Origin of the sequence: Aeromonas sp. R4-1, assembly GCF_040908325.1 — a bacterium.
Classification (GTDB): Bacteria; Pseudomonadota; Gammaproteobacteria; order Enterobacterales; family Aeromonadaceae; genus Aeromonas; species Aeromonas veronii.
In genome coordinates this window covers 37,666-62,348 of record NZ_JBFODM010000018.1, presented here as the reverse complement: position 1 = coordinate 62,348, position 24,683 = coordinate 37,666, and the positions used below count along the sequence as shown (strand labels likewise).

Below are 24,683 nucleotides of genomic sequence, written 5' to 3'. Positions count from 1 at the left end.
TCGTTTTATCTCTGCCGTGCAATACCGCTTTTGCCCTCAGGCCAGCGACCGGGTCTCCCTGGCTGCCAGCACTTGCAGTGGCGCCAGCCTCAATCGTCTGGCCAGAGGCTGCAACAACTCGCCATCATCATCACCCTGCGGCAACCAGTAGCGAACAGGCCAGCCAGCTGCCAGCTGCGCTGAGGTGGTGCTGCCAATCTCTCTGAGCGCCAGAGTGCAACCCTGCTGTCGCAATCCCGCCAGCAAGACACCATCCGGCTGCAGCGTTGGTATCAGCAACACCAGCGGCGTGCGGGAAGACCTCGGCAGATAGGCCAGTAGATGGGTCAGCTGGGCCTGGTTGTCGAGCGGGACCAGTAGTGCCCGACCATCGGCATACTGCGCCTCGTGCGCTTGCAGCACACGGGCCAACACGGGCCCCAGTACGCCGCACTCTTGCAGCCAGCGCATGTGGCAAGGCACTCCCTGCTCACGCCACTCAAGCGCCAATTGCCACATCTCGTTGCCCTGTCCGTCCGTCAGCGCCTGCAATGCCACTCGCAGCGGTGCAGGCTCGCGCCCCGCCAACCACTCTCGCAGCTGATGAAGCTGCTGCTGACTCAACTGCAACTGCTGCAGCATGGCAGGCTCAAACCAGCTGATCGCCCCCTCCTGGCTACGTTTGGCCTGGTTAAGGGCCAGGATGGCCTGATCCAGCAACCGGGGGGCATCCTGTTGCTGCGCCTTGGCGACCCCGAGTCGACAGGCCAGATCGAAGCTGCACTCCCGGGTCACGAACTCGAAATGGAGCAGATCCACCAGCTCATGAATGGCGGTTTCCAGCGCATCATCCGCCTTGGTCAGCACCACGGCAAATTCATCTCCGCCGAGCCGGTAAGCGTGGCTGCCATGGACCTGCAGCAGCTTGTTGGCCACCATCTGCAACAGCCGATCACCGACCTGATAACCCAGCAGATCATTGACCTGCTTGAAGCGCTTGAGATCGAGCACCACCAAAGCGCTCACCTCGCCAGCATGCAGAGCACGAGAGAGCTGCTCCTGCAGGGCACGGCGGTTGCCCAGCTGGGTCAGGGGATCGAGCAGGGCAAGCCGACGGTTCGCCAGATTGGCGCGAATGAGGGCAGCGACCAGAGCGCCACCGGTCAGCAACAGGATCAGTTGCCAGATCTGCAGCCAGAACAGGCTGTTGCGGATCTGGCTGACCGAATGCTCCCGCTCCTGGCCGGAGAGGATCTGATCCCCTATCTGTTCGACGAGACGGGTCTGGCTGGCGATCGCCTCCTGCAAGCGGGCAAGCTCAGCCCCCTCGCGCAGCGCACCGGCCTCCATCTGGGGTTCGAGCTGCTTGATCTGCTCGAACAAGGTGGCCAGCACTTTGCCGAGCCCGTGCCGCTGGCGCATCTCGGCGGTCTCGCTGCTGATGAGGAAGATATCGAGCCGGTTCCACAGCAGATCGTAATCGAGGCTCAGGGTCTCCATCGACTGTCTACCAGCCCGATAGAGCTGCAGGTCGTAGAGGAAACGCTGGGATTCGAGCATCACCTGGCTGATGTTCCAGTGGACATTGCGGTAGAAGGTATCGACCAGCTGCTCCTGCCGATACTGCAGATAGAGGCTGCTGCCCGACGAGAGCAGAAACAGCAGCGACACCGCAACCAACAGCAGATTTTGGCGGGATAGCCCCATCAATCGACGATCTCGATGCGGGTCACCTGCCAAACCATGCAGTTATGGATGGCGGGCACGTCCAGCTTGGGATAGGTGGTGAACGGGATGAGCAGCCAAAGCGGCCCCTTATTGCGCCGGGTCAGCGGTTTGCCGTCCTCCTGACGCACCAGGGTCAGCGGCACGCCGTCGAACATGGCCAGATCCACCACCTGCTGATAGCCGTTGAGGGCCGAGACGGCGATCTTGCGGGCATCTTGGATCCCTTGCGCCGCCAGCACGGCTGACAGGGTCGGCCCGCGATAGTGGTGGGCGCCCTGAGTCCAGGGGGTAGTCGTGGTGAATTCGGTCTGTGGCAAGGCGGAGAGGGCCGCCTCATCGAGGCTCACCTGCTGGCCATATGGCAGTATCAGGGTCATCAGGGGGATGGAGGCCGATGCACTGGCACTGGCCAGCATCAGGAGAAAAAAAGCGATCCATTGCTTTACTGCGGTCATGGTAATTTGCGCCAACTGCGTCCCATTTTTTAAATGGTTGCCAGTGTGGCGATTTCACCGAATCATTGCAACTGTCCCGTCGCACAGTAGCTCAGGGACCGCGCATCTCCATCCAGTTGTGCCCCTCGACTTGCCTCGGTTGATGAATGCCGCACGCCTCCAGCAACTCATCGACATAGGCGGGCACCAGCAGGGAGGCTGGGCCATAACGTTTCTCGTCAAACTGGCTACCTACCTCGCTCGGTTCGAGATTGAGCTCGATGGTGTGCGCCCCGTTCAATCCCGCTTCATGGACAAACCCGGCGGCAGGATAGACGGCGCCAGAGGTGCCGATGGAGATAAAGAGATCGCACTGGGCCAGCGCACTATAGATCCGATCCAGCCCGAGCGGCATTTCGCCAAACCAGACCACATGGGGACGCATCGGCTGGGGGAACTGGCAGCAGGAGCAGAGCTCGTCCTGATGGAGATCCCCGCGCCACTCGATCACCTGACCGGACTCGGGGCAGCGGGCCTTGAGCAGCTCCCCGTGCATATGGATAAGGTTCTTGCTGCCAGCGCTCTCGTGCAGATTGTCGATGTTCTGGGTGACCAGGGTGACCGTGCCGGGCAGCAGTCGCTCGAGGCGAGCCAGCGCATAGTGGGCCGGATTGGGGTGAACCTGGGGCTGTTGCAGCTGTTTGCGGCGGGAGTTGTAAAAGCGCAGCACCAGTTCGGGATCCCGGGCATACCCCTCGGGGGTCGCCACATCCTCGACCTTGTGCTCTTCCCACAAACCGTCGCAGGCACGAAAAGTCTTGATGCCGGATTCGGCAGAGATCCCCGCGCCGGTCAGGATCACGATATGTTTATATGACTGCGCCATAAGCTGCTCCGTCTATCCCCGCACAATAAATGTGACCTTAGCACAGGGAAAAAAGTGTCACTATTCGCCCTTGGTCTTAAGCGGCGCCGCTGGCGGTGCGGGTAACCAGGCATCCAGTACCGACAGATCCAGCCTGACAAAGACCATCTCCCGCCCGGTCACCAGGGTCAGCGGCAAACCAAGGCGCTTGAGCAGAGTCAGCATGGGGCGGTTCTGGGCCAACACTTCCGCCGTCCACTCCCGGATCCCGTCCGCCCTGGCCAGCAGTGCCAGCGCCAGCAGAATGCGCCGCCCCGCCCCCTTGTGCTGGAAGTGATCCGCCACGATGCAAGAAAACTCCGCCCGATCGGGATGAAGGCGGCGGCGGATTGATTGCGCCTGAGCCAGCGGCTCACCGGCCAGATCGGTCAGTAGCAGCGAGATCTGTTGTTCGGGATGGTAATTGAGAAATTGGGCCACCTGTTCCGGTGGCGGCGTCCGTTTCGGACGCATAAAGCGCAGATAGATGCTCTCTTCACTCAATGCATCGTAAGCAGCCAGCATGCGGGCAGGCGCCACCCCATGCAGCTCACGCAGCAGGCAAGGCACCCCGGATACCTCCATAGCCAGTGGCAGCGCGGCCCGGGAAACCGGATGAGGCCAGCCATCCAGCCCTTTGCCAAGGCGCTCCCGGTGCATGGGCCAGCAGAGGTAGCGCGGCATGGCTTACCAGCGCCCCGTCATACCGCGCTCTCGCCACACTTCGACGTCGAGCAGGTTGTAAGGATCATCCAGATAGACGGCGATCCCCAGCTCTCGAACCCGGGTCATAAAGCGTCCCAGCAGGGAGTCACCGGTCAAGGACTCCATCTCCGGCAAGATCCCCTGCCCCAGCAGCAAGGCTTGCAGCGGCAAACGCTCCAGCAGATCGAATGGCAGATGCTGGCTGTTATCGAGCAGCAGCGCCAGCTTGCTCCCCGCCAGACTGGCTTGCAGCACCAGCGCGAAGCGATCGGCATTGCCGAGCAGGTGGTCACGACGGTGGATCAGCAGGGTCAGTTCGGCTGGGGTACGCGACTGCTCCGTCACCCAATCCTTGAGCGCCTCCCAGCGGCTGGGCAAGCCGGTCACCGCCAGCCAGACCGGATGAGGGGTCGCGGGACTGGAGAGCAGCCCAAGCTGACCCTGCACCTCCCCCTGCCACCGGCGGATGGAGCGGCGCTGGCCGCTCAAGCGCTGTTGACGCAGCGGGCCCAGATAGAGTCGACGCAGCAACCTGAGCAGCTCGTCGCAATCAAGCGGCTTGGCCAGTGCCGCCAGAATATTGAAACCGGCATCGTGCAGCAGGCGGCGGGCACCGTCGATCAGCGTCTGCTCATGGGCCGAAAGCAGCACGATGGGCAGCCCGGCCTCCTGCAACTGGGGCTGGTTCATCAGCAGACTGATGGCATCTTGCTCCACCAGACTGAGATCGCACACCAGCAGGCTGATGTCGCCCGCCGACAATGCCGCAAGGCAGGCCGATTCATCCTGTACCCACTGACAGGAGAGCCCCAACCCGGCGATGGTCTGTTGCAGTTGCATCCCCTGAAACGGGTGATCCTCGAGCAGCAGTACCTTGTTAGCGGCCAGCCAGTTGCACCATTTACGGTAACTGGCGGCAAGCCCCCCCAGCCAATCCTCGCCGATAGCGTAAATCCCCTCATGCTGCTGCAACTGGGGGAAGTAGTCCGCCTGCTGATGAGCGGCGGGGTCGTAAAGGGCAATGGCGCCGGCCGCAAACAACCCTTCCCACTGCCAGCAGGCATCCGGTCGGGTACGGTGCAGCGTGACATAGGAGGGCAATGTCATGGTGCTGGCCAACTCATGGGCGGTGCTGTCGAGGGCATAGAGCACAATGGGGCAAAATCCTGCCGCCTCATGCTCTTCCGAATCGAGCAACGCCAGTAATTCTTCATCAGTGATGATCATCTTGAGCCCTCTTTGAAAACTGCTGGCTGAACTCATCCAGTGCCCGGTTCAATCTGGCTTGCAGCATCGGATGGGGCGCCTGTTGCCACTCTTCAATGACCGCCACCAACGCAGTCGCCCCTACCATTCTGGCGGCCCCCTTCAACTTGTGTAAAGCAGCATTCACGCCAACTTCATCTTCTTCTGTGCTGCAGCGCTCAAGTTCGGCCAAATCATCACGGGTAGCCTTCAGATAAAGGGCGGCCAGTTCATCGGTCAGCAGCGAGGCAACCGGTGTCGGGACGACAGCATTGCTCCCCTCTTTGGCAATATGGCGCAGCAAGGTCGCCAGCTCCTTGAGAGCGACCGGCTTGTCCAGATGGCCATCGCAACCGCAGGATTGCAGCTCCCTTGCCGCCTGATCACTGAGATCTGCGGTGATCACATAGACCGGTAGACGGGCCCAACGGGCGGATTGGCGCAATTGCCTGCACAGCTCGGCCCCGTTCATCACCGGCATCTGCAGATCGGTCAGCACAAAATCCACCTCCTGCTGCGCCAGCATCTCCAGCGCCAGCTGCCCGTTGGCGGCAGTGATAACGCTGGCACCAAGTTGGCCTAGTTGCAGGCTGATCAGCTCGCGATTGACATCGTGATCTTCAACCAGCAGTACCCGCATGCCAAGCCCTGGCTGGGTGCCGGCGACCGGTTGATCCGGGGTCAAGCGTGGTTGCAGCAGGGTGATGATGGTCCCGGGCACCCAGGACTCCCCTTGCCAGGCCCAATAGTAGAGCCCCTTCTCGTCCACCTCTGCTTGCAGCGTATCAACGGCGTTGCTGACGGTGGCGATCCCCAATCGGCTGAGCCAGGGCGACAACGCTTGCGCCTCATCGTGGGGTAAAGAGAGCGCCAGCTGTCGCACATTGGGCTGCCAGTCCGGCTCCTGCTGCACCCGCTTCAGTGGCAACTCGCAATAGAAGCGGCTACCGCCGCCGACACGTCCCTCGACATCGATAAGCCCCCCCATCTGCTCGATCAGCTGCTTGCAGATCGCCAGACCAAGGCCGGTGCCCGGCGCCCGCAGCTGCCCTTCAACGGCAAACTGCTCGAACGGCATAAAGAGCGTGGTGCGCATCTTGGCGGTGATCCCCGGTCCCTGATCATCCACACCGAAGCGCAAGGTCGATGCGACCACCTCGGCCCACAGCACCACTTCCCCACGCAGGCTGAACTTGATGGCATTGGAGAGCAGGTTGTGGAGCACTTGCCGTACCCGGTGAGGGTCGAGGGTCTGCAGGGCTGGCAGAGCCGGGTCCAACGTAAGGCGCAGTTGCAATCCCTTGGCCCGCGCCTTGGTCCAGTGCACCGCCGCCACGTGCTCGCACAGCTCGGCAAAATCGGTGGGCTGGGGCGAGAGGGAGAGTTTGCTGTTTTCGTTGCGGCTAAAGTCGAGCACATCGTTGAGCAGGCCGAGCAGCTCATCCCCCGCCTGACGCACCCGCGCCAGCGCAGAGTCTTGCTCTCTCGACAAAGGAGTACTGGCCAGCCACTCCAGCAAGCCGAGCATGGCGTTCATCGGCGTGCGGATCTCGTGGCTGATGGCGGCCAAAAAGCGCCCCTTGGCCAGAACTGCCTGTTGCGCCTGCTCATGGGAGTGCTGCAATGCCTGATCCTGCTCGACCCGGGCAGTGGCATCCTGCATCACCGCATAAATTCGCCACCCCTGCGGCTGACTGCGGCCACGGCCATAGAGCTGCAACCAGCGCAGACCCTTGGTCGGATGGTGGTAGCGCATGGTGAATGCGAAGGGTTTGCCAGCCTGCAACATGGCGAACATCTCACTGCGTACCCGACGGCGCTCCTCGCGCTCCAGCATAGTGAGCACCCGTTTGGGCTCACGACGGATCTGCTGGCTCGCCAGCCCCAGCAGCTCGTAACAGCCCCGGCTGATAAACTCGATACCCCCCACCCGTCCCCGCTCGAACATAAACTGCAGCACCACGCCGGGAACGGTATTGGTCAGGGCGCGCAGGCGGCGCTCTGCCTGACGCAAAAAACGGGCCTGCTCACGCAGCACACTGATATCCGACAGGGCGATGAGATCGGTGGCAGGTGCTTGCTTGTCCAGTCGCAGCGGATGCTGGACATAGGCGAAGACCTGATCCCCCAGCACCAGCTCTCCTTCACTTTTTTGGGACTGAACCGGCGGCAGCATCAACTGCTGCGAGTAGCGCAGGGCCAGACGTCGCCCCTGTTTATTGGATTTGATCACCTTGCCCTGGCTATTGCGCAGATAGACGGGCACCGGCAACGCCTGAAACATGGTTTCCCGCAGCTCGCTCTCGATGGCCAGCGCCTTCTCGGCGGCGTGACGCTGGGCCACCTCCCGTGCCAGTTGCTGGCGGGAACGCCAGATCCCGCCGATGACAATGCTGCTGATCAGCAGTGCCATGGCGATGGAGCCAAACCAGGCGGCGTAGCTCACGCCGGGCTGCTGCACGACGAGCAAGCGGCGCCAGCGCTGGTTAAGTTCGTCGATCTGGGTGCTGGTCAGCGCCATCAGGTTGCGATCCATCACTCCAGCCAGTTCGGTCTGACTCTTGTTGATGGCAAAGCCAAGACTGAAGCGATCTTCCAGCTCCTCGATATCGAGCCCTTCCAGCAAGTTGGTACGCTGGGGATATTGCAGCTGATATAGCTCGCTCAGCATGGCGTCAGCCTTGCCTTGCTTGATCGCTGCTAACCCCTGCTCGAGGCCGTCGGTGCGAAGCCACTCCTGATCACCAAGCAGGGCGAGCAAGGAGGGATCGTAGAGGGATTCAGGTACCAGAATACGCTGCCGCTTGAGCTGGGTGATGCGATCGGCAGCCAACTTGCGCTTGCTGATCAAGGCAAACCGATTGGTGGAGATCATCCGACTGAAAATGAACTGATCCGTCAATGCCGGGGATTCCGGCAAGCCGGCCATCATATCCGCCTCACCAAGGCGCAGCTTTTCTACGGCCTCCGCCTTGCTGGCTGCAGGTACCAGCTTGTATTTCAGGCCGGTCTCCTGGGTGACCCAGCGCAGCACATCCGCGCTCCACCCTTTCGCCTCCCCCAGATCATTGACACCGCTATAGGGCATCAACTCGGGATTGACCACAAGACGAATGGTGCGCCCGCGGCCGGATAACCAGGCCTGCTCGGTATCGCTGAAGTGGGGTTGGTTGACGTAGAGCGACCCCTGATCGAGATAACGGGCCAGATCGGTATAGATAGTACCGGCGGGCATATGACGGATCAGGGTGTCCACCAGATTGGCCAACTCAGGCTGATCACGCATCATCAAGCGATAGCTGATGATCCGATCCTCACCAAACAGGCGGCGCAGGCGCAAACCATCAGCAGGAAACTCGCGCATCAGATAGCGCAGTTGCAGATAGTCCCCCAGATAGGCATCCCCCTTGCCGCTCTGCAGCGCGTCGTAGACCTTCTCTCCGCTCTTTAGGGAAATAATGCGCGCCTGAGGATAGAGCTCGTGCAATAGGCGGGCTGAGTCTGCCACCGAGTAGACCAGAAAGCGGGCCTGTTTGAGATTTTCACCCTTGTAGAGGATGGCGGCATCGGTCTCCATCATCGGACGACTTAACCGCATGCCCTCCACGGCCTTCTTGCGGGTTCCGACATAGGGAATGATGTCGCATTCCCCCTCTGCGAGCCCGTTGCGCAATGTCTGCCAATCGGGCAGCTCTTTGAGCACCAGCGGAATCGGGAACAGCTCCTGCAACCGGGCGAGACGATCCTTGAGCAGACCCCCCTCGGCCATCAGGTATGGTGGAGGAAGCGTCGCAGGATAGCAGAGCGAAAGCTGACTCAGTGAATTTACATAAGCTTGGGTCGCCGGCTCCAACGGCAGCACTGTGGTCTGCAAAGGCTTGGCGTGCAATGGCAGTGCCAGTGCGGCACCCAGAAGAAAAATGGGGAATTTGGTCATATGAAAACAAAAGCCAGGCATCTGCCTGGCTTTTTATCACTCGTTGGGTTCAACATTTTCTACCCTGGCCTTGAGCTTCTGGCCAGGCCGGAAGGTCACCACGCGGCGGGCGCTGATAGGAATATCCTCGCCCGTCTTGGGGTTGCGTCCGGGACGCTGATTCTTCTCACGAAGGTCAAAGTTACCGAAGCCTGAAATCTTGACTTGTTCACCACGCTCAAGCGCCTGTCGGATTTCCTCAAAGAAGGCTTCCACCATATCTTTGGCTTCACGCTTGCTCATCCCGAGCTGGGTGAACAGGTGCTCTGCAATGTCGGCTTTGGTAAGCGCCATAGATCAATCCCTCAAGGATGCATTCAACTCTTCACCAAGGGCCCGCACGACATTGTCTACGGTCTCGGCAATCTCTTTCTCCTCCAGGGTGCGCTGGGTATCTTGCAATACAAGACTGATGGCCAGGCTCTTCTTGTCCTCTGCCATACCAGCACCCTGGTATACGTCAAACAAGTTTATTCCAACTACCTGATTTCCGCCAACTTTTTTAATTACCTCAAGCACATCACCTGCCAGAACCTGACGATCGACCACCACGGCGATGTCGCGACGGTTCGCCGGGAACTTGGAAACTTCGGCCGCAACCGGCACCTTGGCCGGGGTCAGCTTGTCCAGCTCCAGCTCAAACATCACCGCACGGCTCTTGAGGCCCAGCTTCTTCTCGAGGCTCGGGTGGATCACGCCGATGTGGCCGATGACCTCGCCATTACGCAGAATGGCTGCGCTCTGGCCCGGATGCAGGGCGCTGTGCTCGGTGCGCTCGAAGCTAAAGGTGGCCCCTTCGGCGGTCAAGTCCAGCACCGCTTCCAGATCCCCTTTCAAATCAAAGAAGTCTGCTGCGCGGGTTTTGATATCCCAGTGCTCGTCGCTCTGGTTGCCAGTGATGATACCGGCCAGCATCGGCTCCTGACGGATGCCGTTCTCGGCACTTTCATCCTTGATGAAACGCAGACCCTGCTCGAACAGACGCACGCGCGGCTGCTGACGGTTCTGGTTGTAAACGACGGTCTGCACCAGACCCGGGAACAGAGAGACACGCATGGCGGACATCTCGACCGAGATCGGGTTCGGCAGCACGATGGCATCGCTCTGCGGGAACAGGGTTTGCTGGGTCTTGGGATCGACGAAGCTGTAGGTGATCGCTTCCTGGAAACCGCGGTCAACCAGCAGGTCGCGCACGCGCTTCAAGGTCACCTGCCCTTCTGCCTGCTCAACCATCGCCAGAGAGGCGGCCGGTTTCAGGTTCGGGATGTTGTTGTAGCCGTAGATGCGAGCCACTTCCTCGATGAGGTCTTCCTCGATGGCGATATCGAAACGCCAGGAGGGCGCCAACGCAGTCCAACCGTCAGCATCCACAGTAACCTGCATGCCAAGGCGAGTCAGAATTTCGACCACTTGAGCATCCGCCACGCTGATACCGATCACCTTGTCGAGCTTGCTGCGACGCAGCTTGATGGGTGCCGCTTTCGGCAGATGGGCATCGGATTTGACCTCGATGACCGGACCCGCTTCACCGCCGCAGATATCCAGCAGCAGGCGAGTTGCACGGTCCATCACCTTGGCTTGCAGCTGCGGATCCACCCCGCGCTCGAAGCGGTGGGAGGAGTCGGTGTGCAGACCGTAAGCACGGGCACGGCCTGTGATGGAGAGCGGCGCGAAGAAGGCGCACTCCAGCAGGATATCGGTAGTGGTCTCGGATACACCGGTGCGGTTGCCACCGAAGATACCGGCCATACAGGCAGGACCTTTGGCATCGGCAATCACCAGGGTGGTCTCTTTGAGCTTCACTTCGTTGCCGTCGAGCAGGGTCATCGGCTCGTCAGCGTGGGCGCGACGTACCACCAGCTCCCCTTCCAAGGTAGCCAGATCGAAGGCGTGCATCGGCTGACCGTATTCCAGCAGCAGGTAGTTGGTGATGTCGACGATGGCGTCAATGGAACGAATGCCGCCACGGCGCAGCTTCTCTTGCATCCAGAGCGGGCTCTGGGCCTGCAAATTCAGCCCCTTGATAACGCGCCCCAGATACCGTGGGCAATCGGCGGTTGCTTCAACCCGGAACGGGAAAGTTGCATCAATGGTGGCAACAGCTGGTGCCCAGGTCGGCTCGACCACGTCCACGCTGTTGAGCACGCCAATTTCACGGGCCAGACCGGCGATACCGAGGCAATCGGCACGGTTCGGAGTCAGATCCACATCGATGGAGACGTCGTTCAGATTGAGGTAGTCGCGAATATCGGTACCGATGGGGGCATCGGCCGGCAGCTCAATGATGCCATCGGCTTCAACGTCGATACCCAGCTCACTGAAAGAGCAGAGCATGCCGTGGGATGGCTGGCCACGCAGTTTGGCTTTCTTGATGGTGAAATCACCCGGCAGGGTCGCCCCTACTTTGGCCACACACACTTTCAAGCCCTTGCGACAGTTCGGCGCGCCGCAGACGATGTCCAGCAGTTCGGCCTCGCCCACGTTGACCTTGGTCACCCGCAGCTTGTCGGCGTCCGGATGCTGGGCGCACTCGACCACTTCACCCACCACCACATTGTTGAACTGGCCGGCAACCGCTTCCACGGCGTCCACTTCCAGACCGGCCATGGTGATCTGCTCGGCCAGTGCGTTGTCACTCAACTCGGTGCGGACCCACTCCATCACCCAGGATTTACTGAATTTCATGTTCTCTCGCCCTTACTTGAACTGCTTGAGGAAGCGCAGGTCGTTTTCGAAGAAGGCACGCAGGTCGTTGACCCCGTAACGCAGCATGGTCAGGCGCTCAACGCCCATGCCGAAGGCAAAGCCGGAGTATTTTTCCGGATCGATGCCGACCGAACGCAGTACGTTCGGGTGCACCATGCCGCAGCCCAGCACTTCCAGCCACTTGCCGTTCTTGCCCATCACATCTACTTCAGCGCTCGGCTCGGTGAACGGGAAATAGGAGGGACGGAAGCGAATGGTCAGGTCTTCCTCGAAGTAGTTGCGCAGAAAGTCGTGCAGAATGCCCTTCAGCTCGGTAAAGCTGGCATGCTCGTCAACCAGCAGACCTTCAACCTGATGGAACATCGGGGTGTGGGTCATGTCGTAGTCGTTACGATAAACGCGGCCCGGCGCAATGATGCGGATCGGCGGCTGCTGATGCTCCATGGTGCGGATCTGCACACCGGAGGTGTGGGTACGCAGCATCAGATCAGGATTGAAGTAGAAGGTGTCGTGATCGGTACGCGCCGGATGGTGAGCCGGAATATTCAGCGCATCGAAGTTGTGGAAACCATCTTCAATCTCTGGACCACGGGCAACCTTGAAGCCCATCTCGCCAAACAGGCGCTCGATACGCTCGATGGTGCGGGTCACCGGGTGCAGGCCACCATTCTCGATGCGGCGGCCCGGCAGGCTGACGTCGATGGTCTCGGCAGCCAGCTTCTGGTTCAGCACGGCAACTTCGAGCGCTTCACGACGCTCGTTCAGGGCATCCTGAACCTGCTGTTTGGCCTGGTTGATCACGGCGCCCGCGGCGGGACGCTCTTCGGCAGACAAGGCACCCAGTCCCTTCATCTGCTCGGTAAAAAAGCCCTTTTTACCCAGATATTTGACCCGGATTTCGTCGAGGGCGGCGATGTCGCTTACGCCCTCAATTTCGGCTCTGGCTTGGCCGACTACTTCTTCAAGCTGTTGCATGTCTTCCTCGTCACCACTCCCGGTACAGGAGCCTTTAGGCTAAATAAGGTCAAGAGGGGAATAATACAAAAAAAGCCCCTTCGCTGACCATAGCTAAGGTGGGCTTTTCTCCCTACAAATCATTTTGTTATATCAAGCGAGTCTTATCGGTTCACCATAACTCCTAAAATAATGGAACAAACATCTAGTTTGTTGGCATACAATCCATTTGTAGAACAGGTCATCTCGCACATATCACCTTGTGTGGAGAGATATGCAGCTCGTGTAAAACAGTGGACATAATATGGGCGGGAGAAAGGAAAAAATAATGTAAAACAGAGAGTTATAGATACAAAAAAGGAGGCCTGAGCCTCCTTTTAGCGTTTATAACAGAACTGGATTAAACCAGAGCTGCTTTAGCTTTTTCAACCAGGGCGGTGAAAGCCATTTTGTCGTGAACGGCGATATCGGACAGGATCTTGCGATCGATCTCGATAGAAGCCTTCTTCAGACCGTTGATCAGACGGCTGTAGGACAGACCGTTCTGACGGGCTGCAGCGTTGATACGAGCAATCCACAGCTGACGGAACTGACGCTTTTTCTGGCGACGGTCACGGTAGGCATACTGACCAGCTTTGGTTACCGCTTGTACCGCTACGCGGTAAACACGGGAACGGGCGCCGTAGTAACCTTTGGCGGCTTTCATTACTTTCTTGTGACGAGCTCGAGCAGTCACACCACGTTTAACTCTTGGCATTTTTCACATCCCCCCTTATGCGTACGGCAGACAAGCGACAACACGTTTGTGGTCGGCAGCAGAAACCATGAATTTCGGTCCCAGCTGACGCTTACGCTTGCTGCTCTTCTTGGTCAGGATGTGACGCAGGTGGTTGTGCTTGCACTTGAAGCGACCCGAGCCAGTCTTTTTGAAGCGCTTTGCAGCACCCCGGTTGGTTTTCATCTTCGGCATTTCATACTCCGCATTGTGAGTGACAACAAAATCGCAAGGCGAACCAACTCATGGGGCGAGCCCCATGAGCCAATTTCTTGTGGGCCTTAAGATTTCTTCTTAGGTGCGAGGACCATCACAGCTTGACGGCCTTCGACTTTCGGGAACGACTCGACTACGGCCAACTCTTCCAGATCGTTCTTGACGCGCTCCAGAACCTTGATACCAAGATCCTGGTGGGCCATTTCACGACCACGGAAGCGCAGGGTGACCTTAGCCTTGTCCCCGTCTTCCAGAAAGCGAACCAGGTTGCGTAGTTTTACCTGATAGTCGCCTTCGTCAGTGCCAGGACGGAATTTGATTTCCTTAACCTGGACGACTTTCTGCTTTTTCTTCTGTTCTTTGGTTGTTTTGCTCTTTTCGTAGAGGAATTTGCCGTAATCCATGATCCGGCAAACGGGCGGCTCAGCATTTGGACTGATCTCTACCAGATCAACTCCGGCCTCTGCGGCCAAGTTCAGAGCATCCTGAATGGAGGTAATGCCAATGGCTTCACCATCCAGACCAGTCAGACGAACTTCTTTCAGACGGATCTCTTCATTGATCCGGTGAGCGCGGGCTTGCGGTTGCTTGCCCAGTTTTTTTCCGCCTTTTATAGCTTATTCCTCCACTTTCTTTTGTCCGCGGGTCTGAACTTCCTGGGTCAACAGAGCGATGAACTCTTCAACAGGATAAGTGCCCAGGTCAGCCCCTTTACGAGTCCGTACTGCAATCTTACCGGCTTCAACTTCTTTATCGCCGCAGACCAGCATGAAAGGTACTCGCTTCAAAGTATGCTCGCGGATTTTAAAGCCAATCTTCTCATTTCTCAAGTCCGCTTTTGCGCGAAGGCCCGCATCATTCAATGCTTTGGCTACTTTCACCGCATAATCGGCCTGATTGTCCGTGATATTCATGACCACAGCCTGAGTCGGTGCCAACCAGGTCGGGAACAGACCGGCGTACTCTTCAGTCAGAATACCGATGAAGCGTTCGATAGAACCCAGGATGGCCCGGTGGATCATCACAGGTACATGGCGATCGTTGTTTTCGCCCACATAAGTGGCACCCAGACGACCAGGCAGGGCAAAGTCGAGCTGCACGGTACCACATTGCCACGCACGATCAAGGCAATCGTGCAGGGTAAATTCAATTTTGGGACCGTAGAACGCCCCTTCACCCGGCTGCAGATCGTACTTCAGACCGTTGAGCTCCAGCGCTTCGGCCAGGGCTTTCTCGGCGCGATCCCACATCTCGTCGGAGCCGATACGCTGCTCGGGACGAGTGGAGAGCTTGACCACGATGTTCTCGAAGCCAAAGGTACCGTAGACGTCATAGACCATACGAATACAGCCGGAGACCTCTTCCATGATCTGCTCTTCGGTACAGAAGATGTGCGCGTCATCCTGAGTAAAGCCGCGCACCCGCATCAGACCGTGCAGGGAACCGGACGGCTCGTTGCGGTGGCAAGAGCCAAACTCGGCCATACGCAGCGGCAGATCGCGGTAGGACTTCAAACCCTGATTGAAGATCTGGACGTGACCCGGGCAGTTCATCGGCTTGATGGCGTACTCGCGGTTTTCGGACTGGGTGGTGAACATGGCCTGGGCGTATTTCTCCCAGTGACCTGAACGCTCCCACAGGACGCGGTCCATCATGAACGGACCTTTCACTTCCTGATAGTCGTACTCTTTGAGCTTGCCGCGGATAAAGGTTTCCAGCTCACGGAAGATGGTCCAGCCATCGTTGTGCCAGAACACCATACCGGGTGCTTCTTCCTGCATGTGATACAGGTCGAGCTGCTTGCCGATCTTGCGGTGGTCGCGCTTGGCGGCCTCTTCCAGACGCTGCAGATAGGCCTTGAGCTGCTTCTTGTCAGCCCAGGCGGTACCGTAGATACGCTGCAGCATCTTGTTGTTGGAGTCACCGCGCCAGTAGGCGCCGGACATCTTCAGCAACTTGAAGTGGTGGCAGTGACGCATGTTGGGCACGTGCGGGCCGCGACACATGTCGATGTACTCTTCGTGATGATAGAGACCTGGCTGGTCATCACGGGCAATGTTCTGATCCAGGATTTCGACTTTGTAAGACTCGCCGCGCGCCTCGAATACATCGCGCGCTTCTTGCCAGGAGACTTTCTTCTTGATGACGTCGTAATCCTTGGCTACCAGCGCCAGCATGCGCTCTTCCAGGGCAGCCAGATCTTCATCGGTCAGGGTACGGTCAAGATCAACGTCATAGTAGAAGCCGTTGTCGATGACAGGACCGATGGCCATCTTGGTCTGGGGCCAGAGTTGCTTGATAGCATGACCCAGCAAGTGGGCGCAGGAGTGGCGCAGGATGTCCAGACCTTCTTCGTCTTTGGCGGTGATGATGGCCAGCGCAGCATCGGCTTCGATCAGCTCGCACGCATCCACCAGTTCACCGTTTACCCGACCGGCAATGCACGCCTTGGCGAGGCCGGGACCGATGTCCGCAGCCACATCCATGACGGAAACAGAGTGGGCAAATTGACGTTGGCTGCCGTCAGGCAGAGTAATGATTGGCATTATGTGTTTCCTTATACAGTGGTGACCCCTACCAAAGGTCACATGCGGGATGAAAAAGAGATTCAAAAAGGTGATGTTCTGGTTCTCCACAGCACTTTGCGAAGACGGCCTGACACGTCAACCACATGTCTAACGTGACAAACCAAGCCAAAACGGCCCCATGCTACCAGAAGTCGGGCGTGCTGTATCGGATTTGCAGATATTTTCTACAGTCAAATGAGTCGCCAGCCGACTATTCGCCAAGCAGGGATTGCCAGTTGAAGTCAAAGTCACTGCTCCCCTCCTCGGCCAGCGCCAGCTCTTGCAGCACCTGAAGCGCCAGCTTGTTACCCTTTTGTGCCGCCTGATAGAGCCACTGTTTCGCCTGAGGCAAATCGATCCTGCCGCTGACCCCCGTCAGATGAAGGACGCCGACTTTCAGCATGGCCGGGACATCACCATTACGGGCAGCCTGATCCATCCAGTGAAAGGCTTGGCGCAGATCACGCTTGACCCCGACACCGCGCAGATAGAGCTCTGCCAGCCGGTATTGGCCGAAGGGATCACCTGCCTGCGCCGACTGGCGATAGAGGCTGATGGCCTGATGGATATCCTGCTCGCTCCCCTGCCCTACCTCATGGCTCCAGCCCATCAAGGCTTGCGCCCTAGGCTGCCCTTGCGCCGCCAGTGGCGACCAGATCCGGGTCGCCTCATCGAAGTGACCGGTGCGCCAGGCACGGTTGGCGGCAGCCATCTCCTGCTCGGTGGAGAGCGGAAGCAGACGCCAGATAACCAGCGCAAGCAGACAGATAAACAGCCAACGGGAAGTGGTGGGGCTCATGATGATTTCCGTGATCCAATTCTCATTTCGTCTATGTAAACGAAATGTAGCGCCGCGATCAAGCAAGAGATCCCAGCGACAACCCTTTTTGCACCCGGTCGATCAGCAGTTGTTGTCATTTATCCGGGGTACCGGCAAAATAACTGTATGTATGAACAGTGTCGGTGCACACCATGGCAGGACGAGGCAGCCCCTACAATATCGATCACCGTTTTAGCGGTCCCCTTGTCGAGGCGGTCGATGACGGCTGGCAATCGTTCGATTGGGATGCCGCCTTCACCCCCTCTGTGCCTGACACCGAGGTGCGGGAGATCGGTGCACGCAGCATCATCAGCTACAACAGCTCACCGGATGTCCCCTTTGGTCGCTCCATCAACCCCTATCAGGGATGCGAACACGGCTGCATCTACTGCTATGCCAGACCCAGCCATGCCTATCTGGAGCTCTCCCCCGGCCTCGATTTCGAGAGCAAGCTGTTTGCCAAACGCAATGCAGCCGACCTGCTGCGCCGGGAGTTTGCCAAACCTGCCTATCAGCCACAGACCATCGTCATTGGCGCCAATACCGATCCCTATCAACCCATCGAACAGCGCTATCGCCTGACCCGGCAGTTGCTGGAAGTGATGCTGGCCCACCGCCACCCGGTCGGGCTCATTACCAAGAGCGCCATGACCTTGCGCGACCTCGATCTGTTGACCGAGCTGGCCAGAGAGGGACTGTGTCAGGTGATGGTGTCGGTGACGACCTTGAACGAAACCCTGCGCCGACAGCTGGAGCCCCGCGCCAGCACGGGCGCCGGCCGCTTGAAAGTGATCGAGAAGCTGGCCAACGCTGGCGTACAGGTGGGGGTATTGGCCGCCCCCATGATCCCGCGGCTCAATGAGCCGGAGCTGGAGCAGATCATCAAATCGGCGGCCGAGGCGGGCGCCAGCTGCGCCGATTACATCCTGCTGCGGCTGCCCCACGAGTTGGCGCCGCTATTTGGGGACTGGCTCGATACCCACTATCCGGGCCAGAAGGAGGCTATTTTGAATCAGTTGCGAGCCAGCCGCGGTGGCGGGCTCAACAGTACCGCCTTCGGTACCCGCATGCGCGGTGAGGGGCATTTTGCCGATCTGCTGGCCCAGCGCTTTCGCCTCATCAGCAAGCGCCTCGATCTGGGCAAACGTCATATTCAGCTCAGGCTGGATGGGTTTATCCGCCCCGGGGAGCAGCTGTCGCTCTTCTAATCCCCCTGCTCACGCCCTTCACACATCAGGCGTGCCAAGAGCTTGAGAGGAAGATATGGCGCAACACATCCCGTGGAAATCCCGCTTTTCAGAATTTTCCAACGGAGTAGCCATGTCACGACAGGATCGCGCTATCCGGTAAAGACCGTGCTAACGCCTTAGCCTGCGCGCTGCTCCCGACCCTGTTGCACCATTTCAACCGGCAGCCGCGAGGGTTCATGGGCCACTTCGTGCTCATCCTCTTCATACTGCGGCACCTCTGACTCGCCCCATACCCGGCTCCACCAAATTTCCCACGTGATCCAACTGGTCATATGCAGCTCCTGACGGTGAAGGTGATGGCAACAACGCATCACTCGCCCGGCAGGATAGCGACTGGGAATGACAGGGAAATGACAAAAAATCACTTGTAAAAAGGCAACTGGCGGTGGCGAGGAAAAGCCGAAACAGTTCACATATTCGGCGAAATCATACTGAAAGCGGTCACAAATCTGCAGGTTGTTGATTGCAGCTCACTCTGTTCCCGCCAAAGCTGGGTTGCCCATTCAGGCATCTATAAAAACAGGGACACAATAATGAAACACACAGCGGGAATATGGGCGATCGCAGGCATGCTGATCGCCCCCTTGGCGCACGCCGACGTCATACTGCACGCCTTCAACTGGAAGTACAGTGAAGTGACCGCCAAAGCCGACCTTATCAAGTCGGCCGGTTACAAACAGGTACTCATCTCGCCGCCTCTCAAGTCATCAGGCAACGAGTGGTGGGCTCGTTACCAGCCGCAGGATCTGCGTCTTGTCGACTCCCCTCTTGGCAACAAGCAGGATCTCGAGCAGCTGATCGCCGCCATGAAGGCGCGGGGTATCGCCGTCTATGCCGATGTGGTGCTCAACCACATGGCCAACGAAAGCTGGAAACGCCAGGACCTCAACTATCCCGGCAACGAGCTGCTGCAAAGCTACGCCAGCAACCCGGCCTATTTCGAGCGCCAGAAACTGTTTGGCGATCTGGGGCAAAACTTCCTCTCCGGTCAGGATTTTCATCCCGAAGGGTGCATCAGCGACTGGAGCGATCCGGGTCATGTCCAGTATTGGCGACTCTGTGGTGGTGCCGGTGACAAGGGGCTGCCGGATCTGGATCCCAATAACTGGGTGGTAAGCCAGCAACAGGCCTATCTCAAGGCACTCAAGGGGATGGGGATCAAGGGTTTTAGGGTCGATGCGGTCAAGCACATGAGCGATTACCAGATCAATGCCGTGTTCACCCCCGAAATCAAACAGGGGATGCACGTGTTTGGCGAGGTGATCACCACAGGGGGCGCAGGCAGCACCGATTACGAGCGCTTCCTCAAACCCTACCTCGACAGCAGCGGCCAGGGAGCCTATGACTTTCCGCTGTTTGCCTCCCTGCGCGGTGCCTTCAGTTACGGTGGCAGCATGAACCTGCTGGCGGATCCGGGCGCCTATGGTCAGGCGCTGCCGGGCAGTCGCGCCGTCACCTTTGCCGTGACCCACGACATCCCCACCAACGACGGCTTCCGCTATCAGATCTTAAGCCAGACTGACGAGAAGCTGGCCTACGCCTACCTGCTCGGCCGCGATGGTGGCTCGCCGCTGGTCTATTCGGATCACGGCGAGACCCAGGCCAAGGATGGACTGCGCTGGCAGGATTACTACCAGCGCGCCGATCTCAAGGGGATGATCCGCTTCCACAATGCGGTGCAGGGTCAACCCATGCAGTTGGTCGGCAGCGGTGACTGCTTTGTGCTGTTCAAACGGGGCAAGCAGGGGCTGGTCGGCATCAACAAGTGCGACTATGAGCAGGAGTATTGGCTCGATACCGCCAAATTCGAGATGAACTGGTATCGCAACTATCGTGACGTGCTCGACCAAGGGGCCGTAGTCAACGTGCAGAGCCAGTGGGTACGGGTTACCATTCCCGCCCGCAGCGCCAGAATGTGGTTGCAGGAGTGACCCAGCCGTAAGATCAGCGGAGAGTCATAAAAAGCAGACAAATAAAAAGAGCGACCACCAGGGTCGCTCTTTTTGCTCAGAGACGTTGCTCGGGTAACCGGTGACGATTACTCGTCGCCCGCTTCCCCAGCATCGACCGCATCAGTGCCGGTCGCGGTATCGGTACCTTCAGATACCTCACCGTCAACGGCCAGCGCCTCGTTCTCGTCTTCGTCGCTCTCGGCGATGCGCTGCAGACCGACTACGGTCTCGTCTTCACCGGTACGGATCAGACGGACACCGCCGGTGTTACGGCCAATGACGCTCACCTCGGCAACACGGGTACGCACCAGGGTACCGCCGTTGGTGATCAGCATGATCTGGTCGGTATCTTCGACCTGGATCGCATCGATCACCTTGCCATTACGCTCATCCACCTTGATGGAGATAACGCCCTGGGTACCACGGCTCTTGGTCGGGTATTCGGCCAACGCAGTCCGCTTGCCGTAACCGTTCTCGGTGGCGGTGAGGATGGCACCTTCGCCGCGCGGAACGATGAGGGAAACCACCTTGTCACCGGCGCCCAGCTTGATGCCACGGACACCGGCGGCGGTACGACCCATGGGACGCACGCCCTTGAAGGTGCCCTTGCTTTCGGTACCTTCGCCGTTGTCGCTGCCATCATCGTCATTGCCGGCATCGTCGTCGGTTTCAACGTCATCGCTGACATCGGCATCGGCGCGACCGCTGCCTTCCGCGAAGCGAACGACTTTACCCGCATCGGAGAAGAGCATGATCTCGTTGCTGCCATCGGTGATATCCACCCCGATCAGCTCATCACCCTCTTTGAGGTTGATGGCACGAATACCGGAGGAGAGCGGACGGCTGAAGTCAGAGAGGCTGGTCTTCTTCACGGTACCGTTGGCGGTGGCGAAGAACACATACTTCTCGGCGTCATACTCCTTCACCGGCAGGATAGCGGTGATACGCTCACCCTCTTCCAGCGGCAGCAGGTTGATGATCGGACGACCACGGGCGCCACGGGAGGCTTCCGGCAGCTGGTAAACCTTGAGCCAGTAGACCTTGCCACGGGTGGAGAAGCACAGAATGGTGTCGTGGGTGTTGGCCACCAGCAGACGCTCCACAAAGTCCTCTTCCTTGATCCGGGTGGCCGACTTGCCACGACCACCACGGCGCTGGGCCTCGTAGTCGGAGAGCGGCTGATACTTCACATAACCCTGGTGAGACAGGGTAACCACCACATCTTCCGGGGTGATCAAATCTTCGATGTTGATCTCGGCACTGGACATGCTGATCTCGGTGCGACGCTCGTCACCATACTGCTCGCGCACGGCCAGCAGTTCATCGCGGATCACTTCCATCAGACGAGCCGGGCTCGCCAAGATGTGCAGCAACTCGGCAATCAGATCCAGCAGAGACTGGTACTCTTCCAGGATCTTCTCGTGCTCGAGGCCAGTCAGCTTGTGCAGACGCAGGTCAAGGATGGCCTGGGCTTGCTGTTCGGTCAGGAAGTATTGACCTTCACGGATACCGAACTCGGGCTCCAGCCACTCTGGCCGTGCCGCGTCATCGCCCGCTTTTTCCAGCATGGCGGCCACGTTGCCGAGTTCCCAGCCCTTGGCAACCAGGCCCGCTTTCGCGTCGGCCGGGGTCGCGCTGTGGCGGATCAGCTCGATGATGGGATCAATGTTGGCCAGCGCAACCGCCAGACCTTCCAAAATGTGTGCCCGATCCCGCGCCTTGCGCAATTCGAACACGGTCCGGCGAGTCACCACTTCACGGCGGTGCAGCAGGAACGCATCCAGGATCTCTTTAAGGTTCATCACCTTGGGCTGGTTGTTATCGAGCGCCACCATGTTGATGCCGAACGTGGTCTGCATCTGGGTGTGCTTGTAGAGATTGTTCAGCACAATCTCGCCGGACTCGCCGCGCTTGATCTCGATAACGATGCGCATACCGTCTTTGTCAGACTCATCGCGCAGGGCACTGATGCCCTCGATCTTCTTCTCTTTGACCAGCTCGGCGATCTTCTCGATCAGTCGAGCCTTGTTCACCTGATAGGGGATCTCGTGAACGATGATGGTCTCGCGACTGGTCTTCTCGTCCACTTCCACTTCAGCCTTGGCCCGCACATAGATGGAGCCACGACCGGTACGGTACGCCTGCACGATGCCGGAACGACCGTTGATAATGCCGCCGGTGGGGAAATCCGGGCCGGTGATGTAGGTCATCAGCTCGTCAATGGTGAGGTCGCCGTTTTCGATCAGCGCCAGGCAGCCATTGACAATCTCGGTGAGGTTGTGAGGCGGAATGTTGGTCGCCATGCCCACCGCGATACCGGAGGAGCCGTTGACCAGCAGGTTGGGAACCTTGGTAGGCATGACCGCCGGGATCATCTCGGTACCGTCATAGTTCGGCACCCAGTCCACGGTCTCTTTGTCCAGATCGGCCAGCAGCTCGTGGGAGATGCGGGCCATCCGCACTTCGGTATAACGCATCGCCGCGGCGCTGTCGCCGTCGACTGAACCGAAGTTGCCCTGACCATCGACCAGCATGTAACGCATGGAGAAATCCTGCGCCATCCGGACAATGGTGTCATACACAGCGATATCGCCGTGCGGGTGATATTTACCGATTACGTCACCGACCACACGGGCCGATTTTTTATAGGGCTTGTTCCAGTCGTTCCCCAACTCGTTCATAGCAAACAGAACGCGGCGGTGAACCGGTTTCAAGCCATCACGCACATCCGGCAGAGCTCGTCCTACGATCACGCTCATGGCGTAATCAAGATAGGAACTCTTGAGCTCTTCTTCGATGTTGACCGGCGTGATCTCTCTGGCCAGATCGCTCATAGAAAGCCTTATCCCTAATTAGTTGTTCTTTGGCTTAAACAGCGCGACATGGTAACACACTGAGCCAAATACCTTAAGCCACAAATCGGGTATCAGATCGGGCTGGTGTGACAAAGTCCGTCCGTTATAATGCCCGCCAGGACAATAGATTGCGCCCATGACTCAGAAGCGGGCGCCCTGCCACAGGATCTTCGAAAAATGAACAGTGATGCCAATGTCGATCTGACAGAAATCGCCAAGTTTGAAGCCATCGCCTCCCGCTGGTGGGACATGGAAGGTGAATTCAAACCCCTGCATCAAATCAATCCGGTACGCCTTGACTGGATCACCGACAAAAGTGGCGGTCTGTTTGGCAAGCGCATTCTCGATATCGGATGTGGTGGCGGCATTCTCTCCGAGAGCATGGCCCGCCGTGGTGCCAAGATCACCGGCATCGACATGGGCAAGGAGCCCCTCGGCGTCGCCCGCCTGCACGCTCTGGAGCAGGGTGTCGAGCTCGAGTACCGCCAGATCACCGCCGAAGCCCATGCCGCCGAAGTGCCGGGCCAGTATGACGTAGTCACCTGCATGGAGATGCTGGAGCATGTGCCGGACCCCGCCTCCGTGCTGCGCGCCATCGCGACTCTGGTGCGCCCGGGCGGCCGGGTGTTCGTCTCCACCATCAACCGCAACCCCAAATCCTATCTGATGATGATCATCGGGGCCGAATACCTGATGAAGATGGTGCCCAAGGGTACACACGATCACAAAAAATTCATCACTCCGGCCGAACTGTGTCGCATGGGGGAAGCAGCGGGCCTGCTGGTGCTGGACATGAGCGGCGTCCACTACGCCCCCCTCACCAACCAGTTCAAGCTCGGCAAGAATGTCGACGTCAACTATATGGTGGAGTTTGTCCGCCCGGAGCACGGTTGATGAGCGCCTCTCGCCCTCTGCCCCTGCGCGGTGTGCTGTTCGATCTGGATGGCACCCTGCTCGACACAGCCCCGGATCTGGGGGCCGCCGTCAACCATGTACTGATCAGCGAAGGCTTTGCGCCGCTCTCTGACGACATCATTCGTCAGACCACCTCCCACGGGGCGCTCGGGCTGCTGAAAGCGGGCCTCGGCGACGAACTGCTTGAGGAGCTGGGGGCCACCCGCCTGCGCAATGCCCTGCTCGACTACTACGCGGCCAATCTCTGCGTCGGTACCCGTCCCTATGAGGGAATGGTGGATCTTATCGAGTGGCTCGACGAGAAACAGCTCCCATGGGGCATCGTCACCAACAAGCCGGGCTTTCTCACCGAGCCGCTGCTGGCAGCCCTGCCACAGCTTGCCAGCTGCGGCGTCACTGTCAGTGCCGATACCCTGCCGGTACGAAAGCCCGACCCCGCCCCCATGTTCTTTGCTTGTGAGAAGCTGGGGGTCGAAGCAGCTCACTGCCTCTATGTGGGGGATCATGTGCGGGATATCGAAGCGGGCCGCAATGCTGGCATGCGCACCGCGGTCGCTGGCTGGGGCTATCTCAATGATGAGGAAGATCCCGCCCAGTGGGGCGCCGATCTGCAGTTTGATACCGTGCAGGCCCTGCACCACTGGCTGCGCTATGAGCTGAAGGCCAAAGCGTAACGCGCAGCCTTACCGGCTGATATGCGAA

The 24,683-nt window shown here is 58.9% G+C and carries 20 protein-coding genes; 4 read left to right on the top strand and 16 right to left on the bottom strand.

All coding sequences use genetic code 11. From position 1 onward, the window contains the following. Positions 1 to 36: 36 nt before the first annotated feature. The 14 genes from AB5Y90_RS02060 to AB5Y90_RS01995 form a co-directional block, all read right to left on the bottom strand. Positions 37 to 1,686, bottom strand: coding sequence for a diguanylate cyclase (locus AB5Y90_RS02060; protein ID WP_307894905.1), 1,650 nt, complete (start codon positions 1,684 to 1,686; stop codon positions 37 to 39). Next, positions 1,686 to 2,162: a hypothetical protein gene (locus AB5Y90_RS02055; RefSeq protein WP_136501721.1), complete on the bottom strand. Its 477-nt coding sequence runs from the start codon at positions 2,160 to 2,162 to the stop codon at positions 1,686 to 1,688. The genes AB5Y90_RS02060 and AB5Y90_RS02055 overlap by 1 nt, the downstream gene beginning before the upstream one ends. Positions 2,163 to 2,253: 91 nt before the next feature. Then, complete coding sequence (cobB, locus tag AB5Y90_RS02050; RefSeq protein WP_005351956.1) at positions 2,254 to 3,027, bottom strand: Sir2 family NAD+-dependent deacetylase; 774 nt, start codon at positions 3,025 to 3,027, stop codon at positions 2,254 to 2,256. A 60-nt stretch (positions 3,028 to 3,087) separates the two neighbouring features. Beyond that, on the bottom strand, positions 3,088 to 3,729 hold the full coding sequence (locus tag AB5Y90_RS02045) for a GNAT family N-acetyltransferase (RefSeq protein WP_064336045.1): 642 nt from the start codon (positions 3,727 to 3,729) through the stop codon (positions 3,088 to 3,090). 3 nt (positions 3,730 to 3,732) lie between these two features. Next, entirely contained in the window at positions 3,733 to 4,977 is a 1,245-nt protein-coding gene (locus AB5Y90_RS02040) for a response regulator (RefSeq protein ID WP_307894907.1), read from the bottom strand. Then, complete coding sequence (locus tag AB5Y90_RS02035; RefSeq protein ID WP_307894908.1) at positions 4,964 to 8,953, bottom strand: transporter substrate-binding domain-containing protein; 3,990 nt, start codon at positions 8,951 to 8,953, stop codon at positions 4,964 to 4,966. Before AB5Y90_RS02035 ends, AB5Y90_RS02040 begins: the two co-directional genes overlap by 14 nt. Positions 8,954 to 8,968: 15 nt before the next feature. After that, positions 8,969 to 9,265 carry an integration host factor subunit alpha gene (gene ihfA / locus AB5Y90_RS02030; RefSeq protein WP_005300715.1) on the bottom strand — a complete coding sequence of 99 codons (297 nt, stop codon included), beginning with the start codon at positions 9,263 to 9,265 and terminating at the stop codon, positions 8,969 to 8,971. A 3-nt stretch (positions 9,266 to 9,268) separates the two neighbouring features. Beyond that, positions 9,269 to 11,656: a phenylalanine--tRNA ligase subunit beta gene (gene pheT, locus AB5Y90_RS02025; protein WP_307894910.1), complete on the bottom strand. Its 2,388-nt coding sequence runs from the start codon at positions 11,654 to 11,656 to the stop codon at positions 9,269 to 9,271. Between the two features lie 12 nt (positions 11,657 to 11,668). Next, positions 11,669 to 12,652, bottom strand: coding sequence for a phenylalanine--tRNA ligase subunit alpha (pheS, locus tag AB5Y90_RS02020; protein ID WP_016350663.1), 984 nt, complete (start codon positions 12,650 to 12,652; stop codon positions 11,669 to 11,671). Between the two features lie 379 nt (positions 12,653 to 13,031). After that, positions 13,032 to 13,388 carry a 50S ribosomal protein L20 gene (gene rplT / locus AB5Y90_RS02015; RefSeq protein WP_005336687.1) on the bottom strand — a complete coding sequence of 119 codons (357 nt, stop codon included), beginning with the start codon at positions 13,386 to 13,388 and terminating at the stop codon, positions 13,032 to 13,034. Positions 13,389 to 13,403: 15 nt separating this feature from the next. After that, positions 13,404 to 13,601, bottom strand: coding sequence for a 50S ribosomal protein L35 (gene rpmI / locus AB5Y90_RS02010; RefSeq protein ID WP_005336688.1), 198 nt, complete (start codon positions 13,599 to 13,601; stop codon positions 13,404 to 13,406). An 86-nt stretch (positions 13,602 to 13,687) separates the two neighbouring features. Further along, positions 13,688 to 14,218, bottom strand: coding sequence for a translation initiation factor IF-3 (gene infC, locus AB5Y90_RS02005; RefSeq protein WP_196783562.1), 531 nt, complete (start codon positions 14,216 to 14,218; stop codon positions 13,688 to 13,690). 21 nt (positions 14,219 to 14,239) lie between these two features. After that, positions 14,240 to 16,168: a threonine--tRNA ligase gene (gene thrS / locus AB5Y90_RS02000; protein ID WP_005336690.1), complete on the bottom strand. Its 1,929-nt coding sequence runs from the start codon at positions 16,166 to 16,168 to the stop codon at positions 14,240 to 14,242. Positions 16,169 to 16,400: 232 nt separating this feature from the next. Further along, positions 16,401 to 16,988: a tetratricopeptide repeat protein gene (locus tag AB5Y90_RS01995; protein ID WP_307894911.1), complete on the bottom strand. Its 588-nt coding sequence runs from the start codon at positions 16,986 to 16,988 to the stop codon at positions 16,401 to 16,403. Positions 16,989 to 17,161: 173 nt separating this feature from the next. On the opposite strand from AB5Y90_RS01995, the gene AB5Y90_RS01990 reads away from it, so the two are divergent. Further along, on the top strand, positions 17,162 to 18,217 hold the full coding sequence (locus AB5Y90_RS01990) for a PA0069 family radical SAM protein (RefSeq protein ID WP_307894912.1): 1,056 nt from the start codon (positions 17,162 to 17,164) through the stop codon (positions 18,215 to 18,217). Positions 18,218 to 18,375: 158 nt separating this feature from the next. On the opposite strand, the gene AB5Y90_RS01985 is transcribed toward AB5Y90_RS01990, so the two are convergent. Then, positions 18,376 to 18,531, bottom strand: coding sequence for a hypothetical protein (locus AB5Y90_RS01985; protein ID WP_162838997.1), 156 nt, complete (start codon positions 18,529 to 18,531; stop codon positions 18,376 to 18,378). Between the two features lie 261 nt (positions 18,532 to 18,792). Between AB5Y90_RS01985 and AB5Y90_RS01980 the strand changes: the two genes are divergently transcribed. Then, positions 18,793 to 20,190, top strand: coding sequence for an alpha-amylase family protein (locus AB5Y90_RS01980; RefSeq protein ID WP_307894914.1), 1,398 nt, complete (start codon positions 18,793 to 18,795; stop codon positions 20,188 to 20,190). A gap of 107 nt (positions 20,191 to 20,297) precedes the next feature. Here the strand turns inward: AB5Y90_RS01980 and gyrA are convergent, their stop codons facing one another. After that, a complete protein-coding gene (gene gyrA, locus AB5Y90_RS01975) occupies positions 20,298 to 23,045 on the bottom strand; it encodes a DNA topoisomerase (ATP-hydrolyzing) subunit A (protein ID WP_307894915.1) in 2,748 nt (915 codons plus the stop codon). 198 nt (positions 23,046 to 23,243) lie between these two features. Between gyrA and ubiG the strand changes: the two genes are divergently transcribed. Further along, a complete protein-coding gene (ubiG, locus tag AB5Y90_RS01970; protein ID WP_368166487.1) occupies positions 23,244 to 23,960 on the top strand; it encodes a bifunctional 2-polyprenyl-6-hydroxyphenol methylase/3-demethylubiquinol 3-O-methyltransferase UbiG in 717 nt (238 codons plus the stop codon). After that, positions 23,960 to 24,655: an HAD family hydrolase gene (locus tag AB5Y90_RS01965; RefSeq protein ID WP_245096664.1), complete on the top strand. Its 696-nt coding sequence runs from the start codon at positions 23,960 to 23,962 to the stop codon at positions 24,653 to 24,655. The genes ubiG and AB5Y90_RS01965 overlap by 1 nt, the downstream gene beginning before the upstream one ends. Positions 24,656 to 24,683 lie beyond the last annotated feature (28 nt).